The following is a 19,238-nucleotide window of genomic DNA, read 5'->3' as shown; positions in this document are numbered from 1 at the left end:
TCCAGGATTTTCCCGACACCTGCCGATCTTGCTCCGTGACCCCCGGCCGGCCGGGCGCGGCGGGCGGCCGACGGCATGACGAAGCCCCGCGGACGGGGGAACCGCGGGGCTTCGTGATGACAAGTGTACATGTATTCAAGTGTTGTGTCCCATCGGGTGCGACGCTCCTCTTCTGTGGGACATGCAGGACTTAAGGGTCTTGCGGTGCTTACAGCACTTACCGGCCTCACAGAGTGCGAACGCAGGCAGGAACGCCGTCCCCGGCCATCCCGACGCGATCACGCATGGGCTCCGCGCGCCGCGACGGGCCAGCGGTTTACAGCCGCGCCGTCCTTGGCGATGGCCAGGTGATCGACGAGCTTGACGGCCGTGCACGCGTGGTTGGGAACGACGGCGAGCACGGAGCCCGGTGCCGGAGACGCGGTTCCGGCGGGGAGGGTGACGATGGCGTGATGCTCGGAGACCGGACTGACCGTCGCTTCCGGGTAGTCGGGCAGGTAGCCGCGTCCGGTCACCCAGGGCGAGATGTCGGAGGCGAGGATCTTGCTGCCGGCGTCCAGGACGAAGCGGCCTGGGCGAGCGCGCTCTCCTCGTCCCGGGCGGCGCGTTCGCGTGCGTGGGCGTCGTGGCCGTAACCGTGGCCGGGAAACGTGAACACGCCGACGACATCGAGCCCGGCCCCGGTGCGATGGTGTCCGCTGTCGATCTCGACGAGCACCTCGACTGGCCGGGCCGCGCCGCGCAGTGAGCGGCCCAGGTGCCGGGCGCCCCCCGCGGACTCGACGCCCACGCGGAGGGCGGTGACCTCGGCCAGGCGCCGTAGGCGGCGGGCCTTGTCCGCGTCGGGCCACAAGGGGCAGGCGATGAAGAGGTCGGTGACACCGGCGTCGGCGAACGCCTCGGCTTCCCTGATGGTGGCGACCGTCAGCCCCGAGGCTCCCATGGCCAGCTGCCGCGCGGCGATCTGCGGGCACTTGTGGGTCTTGGCGTGGGGCCGCAGGGCGAATCCGCCGCTGCGGGCGGCAGCGGCCATCCGGGCGATGTTGCGCTCCAGTACGTCGATGTCGAGACGAGCGAGGGGATCGCCAGGCAGGCGGGCAGGCGCATACTCGGGCACGGGCACGGGCGCGTACTCGCGCGCCGGAGCGTACTCATGGGGTGGTCTCCGTGGTCGAGGGGCCGCCGGGTCAGGACTGCCGGTAGCCGGCCAGGAAGCGGCCGATCCTGCCGATCGCCGATTCCAGCTCATCGGCGTGCGGCAGGGTGAGGATGCGGAAGTGGTCGGGTGCGGGCCAGTTGAAGCCGGTGCCCTGGACGACCTGGATCTTCTCGCGCAGCAGCAGGTCCAGGACGAACCGCTCGTCGTCGTGGATCTTGTGTACGGCGGGGTCGATGCGCGGGAAGGCGTACAGCGCCCCCTGCGGTTTGACGCAGCTGACGCCCGGGATCTCGTTGAGCTTCTGCCAGGCCCGGTCGCGCTGCTCGTACAGCCTGCCGCCGGGGGCGGTCAGATCGCGGATGGAGTGCGGGCTGCCGAGCGCGGCCTGAATGGCGTACTGCGCGGGCGCGTTGGGGCACAGCCGCATGGAGGCCAGCATGGTCAGCCCCTCAAGGTAGTTCCGCGCCTGCTGCCGCGGGCCGGTGACCACGAGCCACCCCGACCGGAACCCCGCCACCCGGTACGTCTTGGACAGCCCGCCGAAGGTCAGCACGACCAGATCCGGGGCCAGGGAGGCCGCGGGGAGGTGCACGGCGTCGTCGTAGACGATCTGGTCGTAGATCTCGTCGGCGAAGACCATCAGGTGGTGCCGGCGGGCGAGGTCGAGCATGCCCTCGATGACCTCGCGCGGGTACACCGCGCCCGTCGGGTTGTTGGGATTGATGATGACGAGGGCCTTGGTGCGGTCGGTGATCTTCGAGGCCAGGTCGTCGAGGTCCGGGTACCAGTCGGCGGACTCGTCACACAGGTAGTGCACGGCGCGCCCGCCGGCCAGCGTGGTCACCGCCGTCCACAGCGGGAAGTCCGGGGCGGGCACGAGGACCTCGTCACCGTCCTCCAGCAGCGCCTGCACGGCCATGCTGACCAGTTCGGAGACGCCGTTGCCCAGGAAGACGTCGTCCACGTCGACATCGGGCAGGCCCTGGGCCCGGCAGCGCTGGGCGACCGCGCGCCGGGCGGAGAGGATGCCGCGCGAGTCGGTGTAGCCGTGGGCCCGCGGCAGCATCCGGACCATGTCCTGGACGATCTCTTCCGGCGCCTCGAACCCGAACAGGGCGGGGTTGCCGGTGTTCAGGCGCAGCACGCTGTGCCCCGCCTCCTCCAGGGCGTTGGCGTGCTCGATCACCGGCCCGCGGATCTCGTAACAGACGTCGCTCAGCTTGCTCGACTGCCGGAATTCCATGCGGTGGCCTCCCCAGGCTTCGTTGCTTACTTGGTTTTACCAAGTGGAAGCTTGGCAAGTCCAATGTCTTCTCTAAACTGCTGTCCATGCCTCGCCGCCGAAGCTATGACCAGTACTGCGCCGCCGCCCGGGCCCTGGACGCCGTCGGCGACCGGTGGACCCTCCTGATCGTCCGGGAACTTCTCGCCGGGCCCCGCCGTTACACCGATCTGCACGCCGACCTGCCCGGCATCAGCACCGATGTCCTCGCCTCCCGCCTCAAGGACATGGAGCGCGAGGACCTGGCCACGCGGCACCGCCTCCCGCCGCCCGCCGCCTCCTTCGTGTACGAACTCACACCGCGCGGCCGGCGGTTGCAGCCCGTCCTGACCGCGCTCGCGGAGTGGGGCGCACCGGCGCTGCCGGAGCGGCGGCCCACCGACGCCGTACGGGCGCACTGGCACGCCCTCCCGCTCCTCAAGCCGCTGACCGAAGCGGCGGGTGGCCTCACCGGTGTCCTCGACGTGGTGCTGGACACCGGCACCTTCCATCTGCGCATCGGCGGCGGTTCCGGGGAGTCCGGCGATTCCGGCGGTTTCCCGGTGTACGGCGACGGACCGGCCGAGCGGGCCGAGGCCCGGATCGTATTGCCGTCCGCGGCCTGTGACGCCCTCCTGGACGGAAAGCTCGCGTTCGAAGAGGGCGTGAAATCCGGCCGCATCCAGGTGGAGGGCGACAGCGAACTGGCGGCCCGTCTCCGCGGGGCGCGGCGATGAGCCCCTTCTCCGCAGTGGAGACCCCGCACTCCACCCTGGCGGACGGGGCGCCTGGGCCGACGGTATGTGCACAAGTCGGGGCAGTACGGCAGAATCCCGGCATGCGAATGGTGATCTTGTGCGGTGGAGAGAGCACGGAACGCGATGTCTCCCTGGCCTCGGGCCGGTCGGTGGCCCGCGCCCTGCTGGAGCGGGGACACGAGGTGGTGCTGGTCGACCCGGCCGCGGTGTCGCCGGTCCTGGCCGGGCCGCTGCGGCCCGGTGACGCGATCGACGCGGTGGCGGTCGGGAAAGAGCCGCCGTCCCTCTCGGAGCGGCGGCACCTGAGGCGCCGTATGCACGCCTCGCTGACCGGCGGCCCGGTCCTGGACCTGCTGCGCGACGCGGAGCTGGTGTTCGTGGCGCTGCACGGCGGCTGGGGCGAGGACGGGCATGTGCAGGCGCTCCTGGAGATGGCCGGCGTCCGGTTCACCGGCGCGGGCAGCGCGGTGTGCGCGGCGGCCTGGCACAAGGGGCGGGCACAGGCGGTGCTGGGCGCGGCAGGGGTGCCGGTGGCCGAGCGGGTGCTGTGGCGGCCCGCGGCGGACGATGTGCCGCAGGGCGTACGACGGCTGGTGGCGGCCGGGCCGGTGGTGGCCAAGCCGGTCGCGGACGGTTCGAGCGTGTCGGTCCACCGGGTCGACTCGCTGCCGCAACTGGTCCGGGTCGCGGCCGAGGTACGCGCCGCCGACGCCGAGGCCGACCTGCTGGTGGAACCGTTTCTCCCGGGACGGGAGTTCACCGTGGGCGTGCTGGGCGACCAGGCCCTCCCGGTCGTGGAGATCGAGCTGACGACGCCGGTGTTCGACTACGCGGCCAAGTACCAGCCCGCGGCGGTCGGCGAGGTGTGCCCGGCGAAGATCCCGGACGGCCTCGCGTCCCGGTTGCGGGAACTGGCCGTACGCGCCCACCGGGCCCTGGGTTTCGGCCCCGGCACGTACTCACGCGCCGACTTCCGCAGTGACGCGGACGGCGCGCCGATGTGCCTGGAAGTCAACGCGCTGCCGGGCCTGACGGCGACGAGTCTGCTGCCGCTCGCAGCGGCCGGGGCCGGCTTGAGCTATCCCGAGCTGGCCCAGCGCATCGTGGACCTCGCGACACGCGCGTAGACGTCCGACGCTTCGGGGCTCAGGAGGACGTCAGTTCCACAGGGCCCTCAGCCGGTCGCGCCCCTGCCCGTGGGGCGCGACCGTACGACTGTGGCCGCAGCAACGTGCTGATGACGTTCCTGCGGGCTTCCGGACGGCCGGCCAGCCAGCTTCCGAGCTGGTGGCCGGCCCCCACGAGCCGCAGGGTGGCGAAGTCCGCGCGGGTGGCCAGCGCGCTGCGGAGGAGTTCGGTCACACCGTGGGGGATGACCGCGTCCTGTTCCGGTACGACGAGGAGCGCGCGGCCGTCGAAGCGCGCGTAGGTGTCCAGGGCCTGACTGGCACGCCAGCTCTCCGGTCGCCGGATCAGCTCGGTGAAGCCGGCGCCGAAGGGCACGTCCCAGGCGTCCTGCGCATAGATCCCCGGGGCGCAGAGGAGGATGGCGGTCACCCGGCCGCCGTACAGGTCCACCAGGTCGGCGACGGTCTGGCCGCTCATGCTGAAGCCGACCAGAATCAGCGGGCGGGCGGCGTCGAAGAACTCGTCGATCACGGCGGCGGCCTGGTCGCGCCGCCGCCTGAGGCTGAGGGCCCGCAGCTCCCCGGTGCTCTCCCCGTGTCCCGAGAAGTCCAGCGCTGCGGCAGGATGCCCGTACGCGGCGAAGTCCTCGGCGAACGGCAGGTTCCGCTCTTTGCCGCCGGTGCCGGCACCATGCATGATGACGACGCCGTGGGCTCCGACGCGCTCGTGCTGCGGCCTCACGGTGTAGAGACTCAGTTGTTCGCCGTCAGCGGCGTGCACGGTCTTCCGTGTGACGGCACCCATGGCATTTCCCGGTACAGCGGTCCGGCGGCGGTCCCAGCGATCTCATCGGCCACCATGACACAGGGCGCGGGGCGTCGGAGCCCGCACCCCGCCGTCCCGCGTCCGTGACCGCCCGGACAGGACCGCCGGGCAAGGTCACCGGTGCTCGCCGCCGTTCGGCCCACTGATGTCGGCGCAGGTGGCGGCAGGGCTCCTGTCCTCGGCGAGGAAGATGGTCTGCGCCATCATCCGGTACCCCGACATTCCCTCGCGCAGCGTCTCGATGGACTCCTCCGGATGCACCGAGTCGATCACCGCGTGCGGGCCCACCGCGTTGAACTGGTGGGACACCCCGCGCGGGATCTGCATGTCCACCCAGGAATTCGGCGGCACGATCACGTTGTGCCGGTCCCGGCGCTCCCCGGCGGGCGTTCCGGGGAGCGCGTCGGTGAACGTGCTCAGCGGGCCGGACCAGCCCGCCGCCGTGGGCCGTACGGTGATCGGGGACAGGCTGGAGACCCGGATCGTGGTCCCCGGGCCCGTCATCATGCGGACGAACCGCAGTCCGGTGTGCAGGTGCATGCGCGAGCAGATGTCGCGCTCGGCGGTGTCGTAGAAGTCCATCAGGTAGCGGTCGGCGAAGAAGCCCTCGAAGGGCGGCTCCAGCATGAAGACGTCGCCTTCCTCGAATTCCTGCGCCTGTTTGAGCGCGCCGGCCGGGGGCGGGTTCGCCTCCTCCCCGCGGTGCGCCGCCCGGACCAGCTCCGCAAGGGCCTCGACCACGCTCAGGGCGGCCTGCGGGGGCAGTCGCACCACCGGGGTGAGCCGGTTCCGGTCGGGGTCCCGGTGCCGCCGGACGTCGAGGATCTCGTCCTCGTCGTCGGGGGAGCGTTTCATCCGGCCGGTCGTTTCGGTGCCTCGGGTCATCCAGTCGCTCCCGTGTGCTCGTTCGGTCCGGAATCCGGCTGCCGTGCCCACAGCACGCCGCCCAGGTCGTGCCGCCCGGCGCGCAGCACCGAGCAGCCCGTGGTGAGGAACCCGCCCTCGCGCAGCCGGATCAGCTGGGCCCAGCGGTCCGTCCCACCGCCCCCGGTGGGACCGTCCACAAAGGTCAGCAGCGGGCTCAGTGGCCACACCGGGCCGTCGGCCGCGGGCCCGTGCGGGAGTACGCGCAGCGCTCCGTCACCGAGGCGGGCCTCGGTGCCCAGCGGCACGGGTGGCCCCTCGAACCCGTGGCGCGCCGCCACTTCCGCGGCGAGTTCCGCGTGTACGGCCAGGGGCCACTCGGCGAGCAGCACCGTACGCCACCGTGCCTTGGCCTGGGACAGTTCCGCGTCGTCAGCGGTGTGCCAGTGCTCGCGCAGGAAGTCGAAGGCGCCGTAGACGGCCTCGTCGGCCGGGTGCGGGCGGGTTCCGCCCTGCGCGGCCAGCGCGCGCAGGCCGGGGTGCTCGGCTCCCGAGCGCAGCAGGTCGTGTGCGGTGGCCGCGGCGTAGCGCAGCAGGCGTTCGTAGCGCGCGGGAGCCAGCCGGCGCGCGGCGAGGACCCGGCTCATCGCCTTGCGCCGGGGTTTGCCGGTGGAAGTCGCCAGGAACCCGCCGAACTGGATCGCCGACGGCCGCAGCGGCGCCCGTTCGTACAGGGCGCGTACGGCGGAGACGGGCTGGTCCGTGGCGACCAGGCCGATGTCCTGGCCCAGTGCGGGCTCGTCCACCGCGACCGCCGCGAACCGGCCGGTCAGGCCGGCCCCGCGCCAGCCGTGCTCAAGGTCGAGTGGGTGGTGCTTCGCCCCGCCCCGGTTGATCCGCTCGCCGGCGCGGCCACGCAGGACCAGCAGCCCGTCGCGCAGTTCGCCCAGGTCGCCGGTGCGCAGCCAGCCGTCGTCGGTGACCGTGGCCGCGGTGGCGCGGCTGTCCTGCCAGTAACCCGTCATCAGGTCCGGCGTTCTGATCCACACCTCGCCGGACTCCAGGCGCAGTTCGGTGTCCGGCAGCGGTGTACCCACCGGGGGAACCTGCTCCAGGTAGTGGTGGCGGAATTCCGGGCCGTCGAGCCGGGGCATGGTGAAGCTGAAGTTGACCGCCTCGGTCAGGCCGTAGCCCTGCCGCAGGCGCGGGCCGTAGCGGCGGTGGAAACGGCGGGCGAGGTCGGTGGTCAGCGGGGCCGCCGCGGTGATCAGGTACTCCAGGCCGTCCGGCCAGGCGGGGCCGTCCTCCAGCAGGTCCGCCAGCAGCGCGGGCACGATGGACGCGGTCCTGGCCCCGGCGGCGTGGAGCGCGGCGAAGTAGCCGGCCGGGTCGGAGGCGGACCGCAGGATCAGCGGTGTGCCGGTCAGGTGGGTGCCGATCAGCGACATGACCAGCGCGTTGCAGTGGTACAGCGGGAGGCAGGTGCCGTGGGGGCGGTCCGGTGCCAGCCCGTGCAGCGCCGCGGTCTTGGCCGCGTTCCCCAGCACGGCATCCCGGCCGAGCATCACGCCTTTCTGCGGGCCGGTGGAGCCCGAGGTGAACATGATGCAGGCGAGGCCGTACGGGGCCGGGTGGACGTCGGGCAGGCCGGTTCGACGCGTTCCGCGGACGTCCACCACGACCGCCGCGGACACACGCTCGGTGATGCCCGCGACCGCCCGGTCGGTGGTGCGCGGGGGCAGGGGGACCGCGACGAGACGCAGGTCGAAGCAGGTGAGCAGTACGTCCGCCAGGTCTCGCCCGTTGGGCAGCCGGATCACCACCCGCGTACCTGCGGGCAGTTCGGCGAGGATTCCGGTACCGGTACGGGTCAACGCCGCCTCCTCAGCAGGTCACCGAGCTGGACTCCGACTTCGTCCACGTGCTGCGGCTGCATCGCCCGGTGGTGGCGTGCGTTGACGTGGCCGACGGTCAGTTCGCCGCCGACGTGGGGCCGCCACAGTTCGTGGTTCGCGACAGGGCTCGGCGCGTGCGCCACCGCCTCGATGAAGGTGGTGTCACCCGGGTAGAACGGCGGCCGGTAGGCCCGTGCGAGCTTGTCGTTGTGGCGCGAGACCGCGATGACGCGGCCGATGTCGTCCTCGGTGAACCGGGCGAAGACGCTGCCTTCCCGGCGCAGCAGCAACGAGACGGTGGCGAAGTCGAGGCCCGCGGCGGCGCAGCGGTCGTCGTCCAGGCCCGCGGCCGTCAGCAGCACCTGGAAGACGCGCCGGTCGTCGATGGGTTCTTCCGGTCCGGCCGCGGTGGCGGCGATCGCGTCCACCAGGAACAGGGCTCCGGCGGGCTCGCCGAGTTCGTGCAGCCGGACCGCCATCGCGTGGGCGACCAGCCCGCCGAAGGACCAGCCGACCAGGTGGTACGGCCCGCTGGGGCGTACGGAACGCAGCAGGGCGACGTACCGCTCGGCCATTGCTTCGACCGTGCCGGGCAGATCGCCCAGCCCGCCGGGCCCCTCGGCCTGGATGCCGTACACCGGGTGGTCGCGGTCGATGTGCCGCAGCAGTCCCGAGTACAGCCAGCTGATGCCGCTGAGCGAGTGGACGCAGAACACCGGCGCCGCCGTCCCGCTCGCGCGAAACGGCACGAGGTGCGCCGGCGGGCCCTCCGGTGGTGCGTCCTCCAGGAGACGGCTCAAGACGGCGGGAGTGGCCGCCTCGAAGACGTTGCGGACCGTCGGTTCCAGTCCGAGCACGGTCCGCACCCGGTCGGTCAGCCGGGCCGCCAGGAGCGAGTGCCCGCCCAGCTCGAAGAAGTTGTCGCCGGGGCCGACACGGGGCAGGTCCAGTACGTCGGCGAAGAGTTCGCACATCAGCTGCTCGCGCAGGGTCTCCGGGGGTGGCGAGTCGCCCGCGCCGGCCCAGTCCGGTTCGGGCAGCCGGTCGCGCAGCAGCTTTCCGTTGGCGCTGAGGGGAAGCCGGTCCAGCGCGACCAGACGGGCGGGTGTCATGTAGTCCGGAAGGTGCCGGGCCAGGTGCGCCCGCACCGACCGCAGGTCGGCGTCGGCGGGGGTGACGTACCCGACCAGACGGCGGTCGTCGGCATGCCGGTCGTGCACGGCCACCGCGGCGGCGCCGACGTCTTCGTGGCGGGTCAGTACCGCCTCGATCTCACCGAGTTCGACGCGATGGCCGCGGATCTTCACCTGGTCGTCGGTCCGGCCGTGGAAGCGCAGCACCCCGTCGGCGGTCCACGACGCGAGATCACCGGTGCGGTACATCCGGTGCCCGTCCGGGCCGAAGGGGTCCGCGACGAACCGGGTCGCGGTCGGTCCCGGCCGGTGCAGGTAGCCCGTCGCCACGCCCGCGCCGGCCACGTACAGCTCACCGGTCACCCCCGGCGGGACCGGCCGCAGCCGGGCGTCGAGCACATGGCACCGGGTGTTCCACAGGGGACGCCCGAGCGGCTCCCATCCGGTCGCCACGCTGCCGGCCGGGTGGGTGGTGGACCAGACGGTGGTCTCCGTCGGGCCGTAGCAGGCCAGCAGCGACGCCGTGTGGCCGGACAGCGTCCGGGCCAGTTCGGTGGGGACCGCTTCGCCGCCGATGACCGCGCGGATGTGGCGCAGCCGGTCCGGGCGCCGGGTCACGAGGACGTGCCACAGCGACGGGGTCGCCTGCATGACGGTGACCTGGTGCCGGTCGAGCAGGGCGGACAGCTCGTCGGGGTCCCGCAGCGCGGCCTGGTCGGCGAGGACCATCGCGGCGCCGGTGATCAGCGGGAGGTACAGCTCGGGCTTGGACATGTCGAAGCCCGCGGGCGAGGCCGCCAGTACGCGGTCCGCGGCGCCGACCGCCAGGTGCTCGCGCAGGGCGAACAGCAGGTTCACCAGCGCACTGTGGGGTATGACGACCCCCTTCGGCTGCCCGGTGGAGCCCGAGGTGTAGGTCACGTACGCCGTGTTCTCCGGCACCGGCGCCGGTTCCCCGACGCCTGCGGTCACGGTGAGCCCGTCGTCGTGGCGCACCACCAGCAGGGGGCGGGCGTCCGCCAGCAGCGCTGCGATCCGCCGCGGCGGCAGCGTGGGGTCGAGGGGCAGATAGGCGGCGCCGGTCGACTGGACCGCGAGCAGGGCGGCGGGAAGGTCGGGGTCACGCCGCAGCAGCAGCGCGACCAGACTGCCCGGACCGGCCCCGCGGGCCTTGAGCTGTGCCGCGATGCGAGCCGCGCGCTCGGACAGCTCCCGGTAGGTGAGCACGGTGTCCCCGTGCCGTACGGCCGGTGCGCCGGGCGTACGGAGCACCTGCGCCGCGAACAGTTCGGCCACGGTGGTGGTGGGCACGTCGTGGTCGGTGGCGTTCCAGCGCTCGGTCAGCCGCTCCCGCTCACCGGCGACAAGGACCGGGAGGTCGGCGATCCGGTGGTGCGGCTCGGCCACCACCGCGCTCAGCAGCCCCTCCAGCCGCGCGAGCAGCCGCCGTGCGGAGGCCGGGGTGAACAGTTCGGTGTCGTACTCCAGCTCCCCTTCGACACCGGCTTCCGTGCCGTCGGCGCCGTGGTGCTGACGCAGACTCCACAGCAGGTCCAGACGGGAGGCACCGCCGTGCGCAGCGACCGGCTCGACGCGCAGCCCCGGCATGTCGAACGCGGCGGGCGGCGTGTCCTGGAAGGCCAGCATCACCTGGAAGACGGGGTGGGCGGACAGCGAGCGTGGCGGGTTGACCGCCTCCACCACCTGCTCGAAGGGCACTTCCTGATGGGCGAAGGCGTCGAGGTCGGTGGTCCGGACCCGCTCCAGCACCTCGGCGAACGTCGGCATGCCGCTGAGGTCCGTACGCAGCACCACCGTATTGACGAAGCAGCCGACGGTCTCGTGCAGCGCGTCATCGTGGCGCCCGGCCACGGGGGTGCCGATGGGGATGTCCTCCCCACTGCCGAGCCGTGACAACAGCACCGCGATCGCGGCGTGCATCACCATGAACAAGCTGGTCCCGGCCGACCGCGCGAGCCGGACGAGCCGCGCGTGCAGGCCGGCGTCCAGCGTGAAACCGACGGTCTCCCCGCGGTGCGCGGACACCGGCGGCCTGGGGTGGTCGAGCGGCAGGGGCAGTACCTCCGGAGCGCCGCGCAGCGCCTCCGTCCAGTACGCGATGCCGGCGCGGAGGTCGAGACCGCGCTGCCAGAGGGTGTAGTCCGCGTACTGTACGGGCGGGCTCGCCCACTGTGGGGCCCTGCCCGTGGCGCGTGCCCGGTAGGCGGTGGAGAGGTCGCGGGCCAGCGGGGCCAGCGACCAGCCGTCGGCGGCGATGTGGTGCAGCAGGATCAGCAGTACGTGCCGTTCGGGCGCGGTTTCGAGGAGGAGGGCCCGGACCGGGAGTTCGGCGGCCAGGTCGAAGGCGTGGGCGGCCGCGTCGGCGAGGAGGCCGGGAAGCTCGGCCTCCGAGGTGGACACCGTCCGGAACGACAGTTCCGTACCCGTGCCGATGCGCTGGTAGGGCTCGCCGTCGAACTCGGTGACGGTGGTGCGCAGGCTCTCGTGCCGGGCGAGTACGTCGTCGAGCGCCGCGTGCAGGTGGTCCGCCGCCAGAGGGCCGCTCAGCCGGACCGCGAAGGACATGTTGTACACCGGGTTGGGCCCGGCGAACCGGTGGAAGAACCACAGCCGGCGCTGCGCGGGGGAGAGCGGAATCCGCTCCGGGCGCGCGGCCGTGGCGAGCCCGGCACGCGCTGTGCCGGCCGGCTCCGGCAAGCGCTGCGCCAGGTCGGCGACGACCGGTGCGTCGAACAGGGTACGGATGCTCAGCTCGCGGCCGGTCTCCGCACGCACCCTGTTGATCAGGCGGGTGGCCAGCAGCGAATGCCCGCCCAGGTCGAAGAAGCTGTCCTCCGCGCCGACTTCGCGCATTCCCAGCGTTTCCGCGAACAGCCTGCACAGCAGCCGTTCCGCCGCGTTCTCGGGCGGGCGGGACACCCGGAGCGCCGCCTCCGGCCTCGGCAGGGCCCTGCGGTCCAGCTTGCCGTTGCCGGTCAGCGGAATCTCGTCGACCGGCAGGACGAACGCGGGCACCATGTGCGCCGGCAGCACCGTCCGGGCGTATGCGCGCAGCTCGGCGGGGGACGGCTCGCCCTTCGTCACGGCGTAGCAGAGCAGCCTGCCGCCGTCGGCGTCCGCGTCGGCGAGCACCACGGCGCGGTCCACGGCGGGGTGCTGTTCGAGAACGTGCTCGATCTCCGCGGGTTCGATCCGATAACCGCGGATCTTCACCTGCTGGTCCACCCGGCCCAGATACTCCAGCGTGCCGTCGGCCCGGCGTCGCGCCAGGTCCCCGGAGCGGTACATCCGGGTACCGGGCGCGCCGAAGGGATCGGCGACGAACCGGCTGGCGGTGAGCCCCGGCCGCCCCAGGTAGCCCCGCGTCACCCCGGGGCCCGCCACGTAGATCTCACCGGGACAGTCCGGCGGGACCGGCCGCAGCGCGTGGTCCAGCAGGTGCAGGCGCAGGTCGGGCAGCGCGGTGCCGATGACGCCGGCGGCCTCGTCGGGGTCGGTCAGCTCGATGTGGGTCGCGTGCACGGTGGTCTCGGTGATCCCGTACATGTTGACGAGCTTCGGCCGGCCGGGTCCGTGCCAGGAGCGAACGCGTGCGAGGTCCAGCGCCTCACCGGCGAACACGACGGCCCGCAGCGCGGGCAGCCGCGGCCCCGCCTCCGCTTCGGCCCGCATGAGCTGGTAGAACGCCGAGGGCGTCTGGCTGAGTACGGAGACCCGTTCCCGGGCGAGCAGTTCCAGGAATTCCCGTGGCGACTTGACGACGTCGTCCGGCACCACCACCAGACGCCCCCCGCGGCCCAGCGCCGTCCACAGCTCCCAGACCGAGACGTCGAAGGCGTAGGAGTGGAACAGCGTGTGCACGTCGTCGTCACCGAAGCCGAACCGGGTGTCGGTCACCGTGAGCAGCCGGGCGACATTCCGGTGCGACACCACGACGCCCTTGGGCGCCCCGGTGGACCCCGAGGTGTAGATCACGTAGGCGACGCTGTCGGGGTGCACGGGCAGGTCCAGGTCTTCCGCCGGGTAGCGGGCGGCCGGATCGCTGCCGTCGAGCACGATCTGCGCGTGGGGGACCGCGACCGGCTCGCCGGTCACGAGAAGCACGGGAGCGGCGTCGGCCAGCACCTGCCGTACCCGCTCCTCGGGGTGGGCGGGGTCCAGCGGCAGATAGCCGGCTCCCGACTTCAGTACGGCCAGTACCGTGACCACGAGGTCCGCGGAACGTCCGAGCCGCAGGGCAACCAGGCGTCCGGGTCCGGCCCCGCGCGCGACGAGGAGCCGCGCAAGGCGGTTGGCCCGCGCGTTGAGCTGCCCGTACGACAGAGTGGTGTCCCCGCAGGTGAGGGCCGGGGCCGTCGGCCGACGGCGTACTTGTTCCTCGAACAGCCCGGCCAGGGTGGTCGGGACGGGCTCCGCCTCGGCATCGGCCGGTTCCTTCTGGTCATCGCGTTCGTCCGGCAGCAGCAGGTCGAGCTGCCCCAGCCGCGCCTCCGGCCGCGCGGTGATCTGGTGGAGCAGCGCGCTGAGGCGGTCGAGCAGACGGCGGGCCTCCTCCTCGCCGAACAGGTCGGTGCTGTGGTCGAGGCGGAGCCGCAGGCATCCGTCGCCCGGCATGGCGATGAGCGTCAGCGGATAGTGCGTGCCGTCCCGCCCTTGGATGTCATGGATTTCCAGGCCGGGCACGGCACCGCGCAGTGCGTTCCCGTCGACCGGGTAGTTCTCGAAGACCAGGACCGTGTCGAAGAGTTCGGCATGTCCGGCGATCGACTGCAATCGCGTCAGGTCGGCGTGCTGGTGGTCCAGCATGGACAGCTGCTGGGCGCGCAGTCCGGCGAGGGATTCGGCGACCGGCCGGTGCGGGTCGAGGCGGACCCGCACCGGGATGGTGTTGATCAACAGGCCGACGATGTGCTCCGAGCCGGGCAGCTCCGCTGGCCTGCCGGAGACCGTCGCGCCGAAGACCACGTCGTCACGGCCGGTCAGCGTGCCGAGCAGGACGGCCCACGCCAGCTGTACGACGACGTTGGAGGTCAGCCCGTGCTGCCGCGCCACGGCGTCGATACGCGCGCTTGTGGTGCCGTCCAGCTCCGCCGTCAGTGTGTGGCGGGCCGCGGCCGATCCGCGCCGTCCCGCTCCGCCGACCAGCGTCGGGCCGTCCACGGAGGAGAGCAGCGCGCGCCAGGCGGCCTCGTCCGCGCGGGAGTCCCTCGTCGCCAGCCAGTCGAGGAAGTCGCGGTACGGCGCCGCGGGCGGCAGCGCGCGGCCGGCGTAGAGCGAGAACAGCTCCCTGATCAGGATCGGCATGGACCAGCCGTCCAGCAGGAGGTGGTGTGTGGTCAGTACGAAGGTGTGCCGGTCGTCGGCTCGGTGCAGCAGGGCCGCGCGGACCAGCGGGGGACTGGTCAGGTCGAAGCGCCGCCTGCGGTCGGCGTCCAGGAAACGTTCGAGGTCCTCGTGCGCCGGTACTTCCTGCCACTCCACGGTGAAGTCCGGGGCGGCCACCAGCGTGGGGCGTCCCGACGGGCCGTGCCGGACGCCCGCGGCGAGTTGGGGATGGCGCAGCAGCAGGCGGTGGAGCGCGTCGCGCAGCGCGGCGGAATCCAGCGCCCCGCGGAGTTCGAAGACGAACTGGACGAGGTACGGGTCCGCACCGTCATGGTCGTAGAGCGAATGGAACAGCAGCCCCTGCGCCAGCGGCGGCAACGGCAGTTCACCCGTCGCCCGCGCGCGGGCCCGGTGCACCAGGGCCGCCAGCACGTCGAACCACCGTCGCCCCAGCTCGGCGACCCGCTCTTCGGCGAGCAGCCCGTCCGGCCAGGACCAGTTCGCCACCAGCCGGGGACCGTCCGGGTGGTCGGCGAGCACCGCGTCGAGTTCCACGGCGTGGCTCATCGCCAATCCGCCGCCGGCCGGCGCGCCGAGCACCGCGGTTCCGGCCGCCACTGCCCAGTCGCCGTCACCGCCGACGTCGAACCGGCCCAGGTAGTTGAAGGCGAACTGCGGTGCCGGCCGGGCGGCCAGCACCGGTCCGCTCTGCGGATTGAGGTGGCGCAGCAGACCGTAAGCCAGCCCGGTGCGCGCGGCGTCCCGTACGCAGGACCGGACCATGGCCACCGCGCTGTCCAGCGCTGCCGGATCGGTGCGGGCCTGCGCCCAGGAACATCCCGGATCGAGCACTACGGGGAACAGCGTGGTGAACCAGCCGACCGTGCGGGACAGGTCCAGATCGGCGGCGAACTCCTCGCGCCCATGGCCTTCGAGGTCGACCAGCAGTGCGTCCGGCCCCTGCCGCCAGTCGGCGGCGGCCAGGGCGAACGCGGTCAGCAGCAGTTCGTGCACCGAGCAGTCGAAGGCCGCGGTCGCGTCGGACACCAGACGCGCGGCGAGTGCGCCGGGCAGGGTGGCCGTATGCCGGCGCCGGGTGGCCTCGGTGTCCACCGCGCCGTCCAGGGCGCGGCCGGCGACCGGCGGGTCCTCGGGTGTCTTCCGCCATCGGGAGAATTCCGCCAGCACGGACGGGTGGTGCGCGTACTGGACCAGGGCCTTCGCCCACTGGGGGAAGGAGGTTCCCGCCGGTGGCAGGCGGGGTGGGCGCCCGTGCCGGACGGCCTCCCACGCGGTCCGGAGATCTTCCTGGATGATGCGCCAGGAGACCCCGTCGACGCTGAGATGGTGGACGGTGAGGGTCAGCTCGCCCCGTTCCGCCGGCCCGGCATCCCGCCACCTCGCATGCACCACCTGCCCGTGCCCGGGGTGGAGCACGGTGTCGGGCCGGTTCAGCTCCACGGTGGCACTGGGCAGCACGTCCAGGGCCCACAGCCCGTCCACCGTGGTCAGTGACAGCCGCAGCATGCCGTGCCGGTCGACCAGCGCCTGCACCACCGCGCGCACCTGCGCTCCGGTGATGCCCGCCGGAGTGCGTACGGTCAGCGACTGGACGAAGCCGTCGATGGGTCCGCCGCGTTCGCGCAGCCAGTGCATGATGGGTGTCAGCGGGACCGTGGGGTCGTCCGCGTCGCCCAGCGTGACCCGGTGCCGCGGCTCCGGCCGCCCCGCCTCGGCGGCGCCGGCCAGGCCGGAGACGGTGGGCGTACGGAACACGTCCGGGGTGGTGACGGCCAGACCGGCCCGCTGAGCCGCACCGGCGAGCTGGATCGCCTTGATGCTGTCGCCGCCGAGCTGGAAGAAGTCCCGGTCGAGCGGGACGTCCGGCAGGCCGAGGACGTCACCGAACAGCTCGGCCAGCCGGCGTTCCACGGCGGTACGAGGGGCCCTGGACGGGGCCGCGTCACCGGCGTCCGGAGCGGGCAGCGCGGCCCGGTCGAGCTTGCCGTTGCGGGTCAGCGGCAGCCGTTCCACCGCCACCACGGCCGACGGCACCATGTACGGGGGCAGCCGGTCCGCCAGGGCCCCGCGCAGCGCCGCCGTATCGCCCGAGGCGGCCACGTAGGAGACCAGTCGCCGCACTCCGGGCCGGTCCTCGCGCAGGACGGTCGCGGCCTGCCGTACGCCGGGCTCGGCCAGCAACGCGGCGTCGATCTCGCCCGGTTCGATCCGGTAGCCGCGGAGCTTGACCTGCCCATCGGCCCGGCCGGCGAACTCCAGCCGTCCGTCGTGGTTCCAGCGCGCCAGGTCGCCGGTGCGGTAGACGCGGGCGCCGGGCGGGCCGGAGGGGTCGGCGAGGAAGCGTTCGGCGGTCGCGGCCGCCCGCCCGAGGTAGCCGCGCGCGACTCCCACGCCCCCGACGTACAGCTCGCCCACCACGCCGGGCGGTACCGGCCGCAGCGCGTCATCGAGCACCAGCACCCGCTTGCCGTCCAGCGGTGCCCCGATGGGGACCGGTCCGGTGTCCTCGGGCGCCTCCTGGACGGCGAACCTGGTCGCGAAGACCGTGGTCTCGGTGGGCCCGTACCCGTTGACGACGGTGAGGTCCGGCAGCGCGGACCGAACGGCGCGCACCGCCGCGGGAGACACCACGTCGCCGCCGGTCCAGACCTGACGCAGCCCGGCCAGGCACGCGGGGTCGTCCGCAGCGATCGCGTCGAACAGACCGGCGGTCAGCCACAGTCCGGTGAGCCCCGTGGCGGCCGTGATCCGGGGCAGCCCGGCCGGGTCGAGCCGCCCCGGCGCGGCGACGACCACCTCGCCACCGGTCAGCAAGGGCACCCACAGTTCCAGGTTGAACGCGTCGAAGGCGTGCGGCGAGTGCAACAGCACCCGTTCCGCGCCGCCTTCGGCCCACCACCGGTCGGCGGCGAGGCCGGCCAGGTCGCCCTGGGCGATCGCGACGCCCTTGGGCCGTCCCGTGGAGCCGGAGGTGAACATCACGCACGCCAACGCCTCCGGCCTGGCCCGTACCTCCGGGCTGCCGGTTCCCCTCGCCCGTACGTCCAGCTGCCGCACCCCCTGGGCACGGGCCTGTGCGACGATCCGGTCCCCTTCGGTGTCCCGGTCGGTGAGCAGCACCTGTACGCCCGCGTCGGACAGCACCGCTTCCTGCCGTGGGACCGCGTCGTCCCGTTGCAGGGGCACGTAGGCCGCGCCCGCCTTGACCACCGCGAGCGCCGCGACGACGAGCTCCACCGACCGGCCGAGCAGCAGCGCGACCGTCCGCTCCGGGCCCGCGCCGAGCGCGGCCAGCCCGGCGGCCAGCGCCGAACTGCGCGCGTCCAGTTCGCGGTAGGTCAGCCGCTCACCGGTCTCGGCCGAGCGCACCGCGAACGCGCCGGGCGTGCGGCCGACCTGCTCGGCGAACCGGCCGACGGCGGTGCCGTGGGACGCGGCGGATGTGCGGGCGCCTGTGCCCAGGACGGCGCTGCGCCGGCGCTCCTGCACGGTGGTCGCCGCCACCCGCGCCGACGGCGTGTCCCGGCCGGCCTCCGCCACCTGCCACAGCACGTGCAGAAAACGGTCGGCGATGTCCCGCAGCAACTCCTCGCCATGGTTGGCGGGATTGGCGTCGAAGTCGAAGCGCAGCACGCCGTCGCCACGGTCGTAGGCCACGATCGACAGGTCCTCGGACGGTGGCGCCTGGAGGTTGTGTACGGTCGCGGTCACCGCGCCGAACCGTAGCGGGCGGTCGAAACGCTGGATGTTGAGCACCGGGCCGAAGAACTTCCGCCCGTCCTCGGGACAGTCCAGCTCCCGCCGCAGGTGTTCACCCCGGTAACGCTGGTGCCGGCGCACCAGCCGCAGCTCGTCGGCGGCCTGGTCGAGCAGCGCGCCGATGCCGGCCGCCGGATCGACCCGCAGCCGCAAGGGGAGGACGTTGGCCGACATCGCGGGCGTGGCGCGGGCGAGTTCAGGGGGACGGCCGGCGACCGGCAGACTCAGTACGACATCACGGCTACCGGTCATCGCGTGCAGATGGACCGCCGTCGCCGCGGTGAGCAGCCGGGTCCAGCGGTGCCCGAGCCGCTGCGCGGCGGCCCGGAGCCCGGCGAACTCCGCCGCCGACAGCACCCTGGTCAACCGCCGCGAACCAGCCGTGGCCGCCATCGGTCGGGTGCCGAGGCTCAGGAAGCCCGGCCGCCCGGCCAGCCGTTCCAGCCACCAGTCCCGGTCCGCGGCGCGTTCGGCGGCTTCTCGGTAAGCGGCCTCGGCACGTAACAAGGGGCGCAGCCCGGTCCAGCCGCTCCCGGGGACGGCGCGCCCGTCGTACAGACAGCTGTAGACCTCGGCGACGCGTTCGGCGAACTGGGCCATGCCCGCGCCGTCGAGAGCGATGTGGTGCACCCGGTGGAACACCAGCGAACGGTCGTCTGCGACCCGCAGCACGGCCCCCAGGAACAACGGCCCGGCGTCGCTGCCTCCGGCTTCGGCCATGGCGGCCCGCATCCACGCCAGCGCGGCGACGTCCGGGTCGGATGCTCCCCGGAGATCGACCACCTCCACGGAGTGTTCCCGGTCCCGGAGCAGCTGCTGCACCGGCGTGGCCCCCGCCGCCCCGGTGATACGGACGTTGACCGCCTCGCAGTCGGCCGCCGCTCTGCGGACCGCGGCGGCCAGGAGACCGGTGTCGGCGGCGCCGTCCAGAACGAGGTACTCGGCCCACTGGTAAGCGCCGGGACGGCTCAGGCCGGCGTGCTCCGCAAGCCAGACTCCGAGTTGTGCATCGGAAAGGGGCAGTTCAGGACGGACTTCGGGCATGAGAGCGAGCATCCTCATCGGTCTTGCCGGCGGGACGCCGGCGGA

General features: G+C 73.0%; 9 protein-coding genes. 2 read left to right on the top strand and 7 right to left on the bottom strand.

Features of this window, described 5'->3' with window-relative positions:
• Window positions 1-278: 278 nt before the first annotated feature.
• The 3 genes from ACH4FX_RS35010 to ACH4FX_RS35000 form a co-directional block, all read right to left on the bottom strand.
• On the bottom strand, window positions 279-527 hold the full coding sequence (locus ACH4FX_RS35010; RefSeq protein ID WP_398485500.1) for a hypothetical protein: 249 nt from the start codon (window positions 525-527) through the stop codon (window positions 279-281).
• Window positions 512-1,123, bottom strand: a complete 612-nt coding sequence (locus tag ACH4FX_RS35005) for an alanine racemase (protein ID WP_398485491.1) — start codon at window positions 1,121-1,123, stop codon at window positions 512-514. The genes ACH4FX_RS35010 and ACH4FX_RS35005 overlap by 16 nt, the downstream gene beginning before the upstream one ends.
• A 64-nt stretch (window positions 1,124-1,187) precedes the next feature.
• Window positions 1,188-2,402: a pyridoxal phosphate-dependent aminotransferase gene (locus tag ACH4FX_RS35000; RefSeq protein WP_398485490.1), complete on the bottom strand. Its 1,215-nt coding sequence runs from the start codon at window positions 2,400-2,402 to the stop codon at window positions 1,188-1,190.
• Window positions 2,403-2,488: 86 nt separating this feature from the next.
• Here ACH4FX_RS35000 and ACH4FX_RS34995 point away from each other — a divergent pair, with 86 nt between their 5' ends.
• Together ACH4FX_RS34995 and ACH4FX_RS34990 are read left to right on the top strand one after the other, a co-directional pair.
• On the top strand, window positions 2,489-3,157 hold the full coding sequence (locus ACH4FX_RS34995; protein ID WP_398485489.1) for a winged helix-turn-helix transcriptional regulator: 669 nt from the start codon (window positions 2,489-2,491) through the stop codon (window positions 3,155-3,157).
• Window positions 3,158-3,258: 101 nt separating this feature from the next.
• Window positions 3,259-4,305, top strand: coding sequence for a D-alanine--D-alanine ligase (locus ACH4FX_RS34990; protein WP_398485488.1), 1,047 nt, complete (start codon window positions 3,259-3,261; stop codon window positions 4,303-4,305).
• Window positions 4,306-4,324: 19 nt separating this feature from the next.
• Here ACH4FX_RS34990 and ACH4FX_RS34985 read toward each other — a convergent pair whose 3' ends face one another.
• The 4 genes from ACH4FX_RS34985 to ACH4FX_RS34970 all read right to left on the bottom strand — a co-directional run bounded on the left by ACH4FX_RS34985 (window position 4,325) and on the right by ACH4FX_RS34970 (window position 19,193).
• Window positions 4,325-5,110, bottom strand: a complete 786-nt coding sequence (locus tag ACH4FX_RS34985) for an alpha/beta hydrolase (protein WP_398485487.1) — start codon at window positions 5,108-5,110, stop codon at window positions 4,325-4,327.
• 135 nt (window positions 5,111-5,245) lie between these two features.
• Window positions 5,246-6,016, bottom strand: coding sequence for a hypothetical protein (locus ACH4FX_RS34980; protein WP_398485486.1), 771 nt, complete (start codon window positions 6,014-6,016; stop codon window positions 5,246-5,248).
• On the bottom strand, window positions 6,013-7,869 hold the full coding sequence (locus tag ACH4FX_RS34975) for a class I adenylate-forming enzyme family protein (RefSeq protein ID WP_398485485.1): 1,857 nt from the start codon (window positions 7,867-7,869) through the stop codon (window positions 6,013-6,015). The genes ACH4FX_RS34980 and ACH4FX_RS34975 overlap by 4 nt, the downstream gene beginning before the upstream one ends.
• Window positions 7,866-19,193 carry an amino acid adenylation domain-containing protein gene (locus tag ACH4FX_RS34970; RefSeq protein WP_398485484.1) on the bottom strand — a complete coding sequence of 3,776 codons (11,328 nt, stop codon included), beginning with the start codon at window positions 19,191-19,193 and terminating at the stop codon, window positions 7,866-7,868. Before ACH4FX_RS34970 ends, ACH4FX_RS34975 begins: the two co-directional genes overlap by 4 nt.
• Window positions 19,194-19,238: the final 45 nt, after the last annotated feature.

This window comes from Streptomyces sp. NPDC018019 (assembly GCF_044327805.1).
Classification (GTDB): Bacteria; Actinomycetota; Actinomycetes; order Streptomycetales; family Streptomycetaceae; genus Streptomyces.
This window is presented reverse-complemented; position numbering and strand designations above follow the sequence as displayed.

Coding starts and splice junctions, on each gene's coding strand:
- ACH4FX_RS35000 (WP_398485490.1), bottom strand. CDS start 2,402: ATGGAATTCCGGCAGTCGAGCAAGCTGAGCGACGTCTGTTACGAGATC.
- ACH4FX_RS34990 (WP_398485488.1), top strand. CDS start 3,259: ATGCGAATGGTGATCTTGTGCGGTGGAGAGAGCACGGAACGCGATGTC.
- ACH4FX_RS34995 (WP_398485489.1), top strand. CDS start 2,489: ATGCCTCGCCGCCGAAGCTATGACCAGTACTGCGCCGCCGCCCGGGCC.
- ACH4FX_RS34970 (WP_398485484.1), bottom strand. CDS start 19,193: ATGCCCGAAGTCCGTCCTGAACTGCCCCTTTCCGATGCACAACTCGGA.
- ACH4FX_RS34985 (WP_398485487.1), bottom strand. CDS start 5,110: ATGGGTGCCGTCACACGGAAGACCGTGCACGCCGCTGACGGCGAACAA.
- ACH4FX_RS34980 (WP_398485486.1), bottom strand. CDS start 6,016: ATGACCCGAGGCACCGAAACGACCGGCCGGATGAAACGCTCCCCCGAC.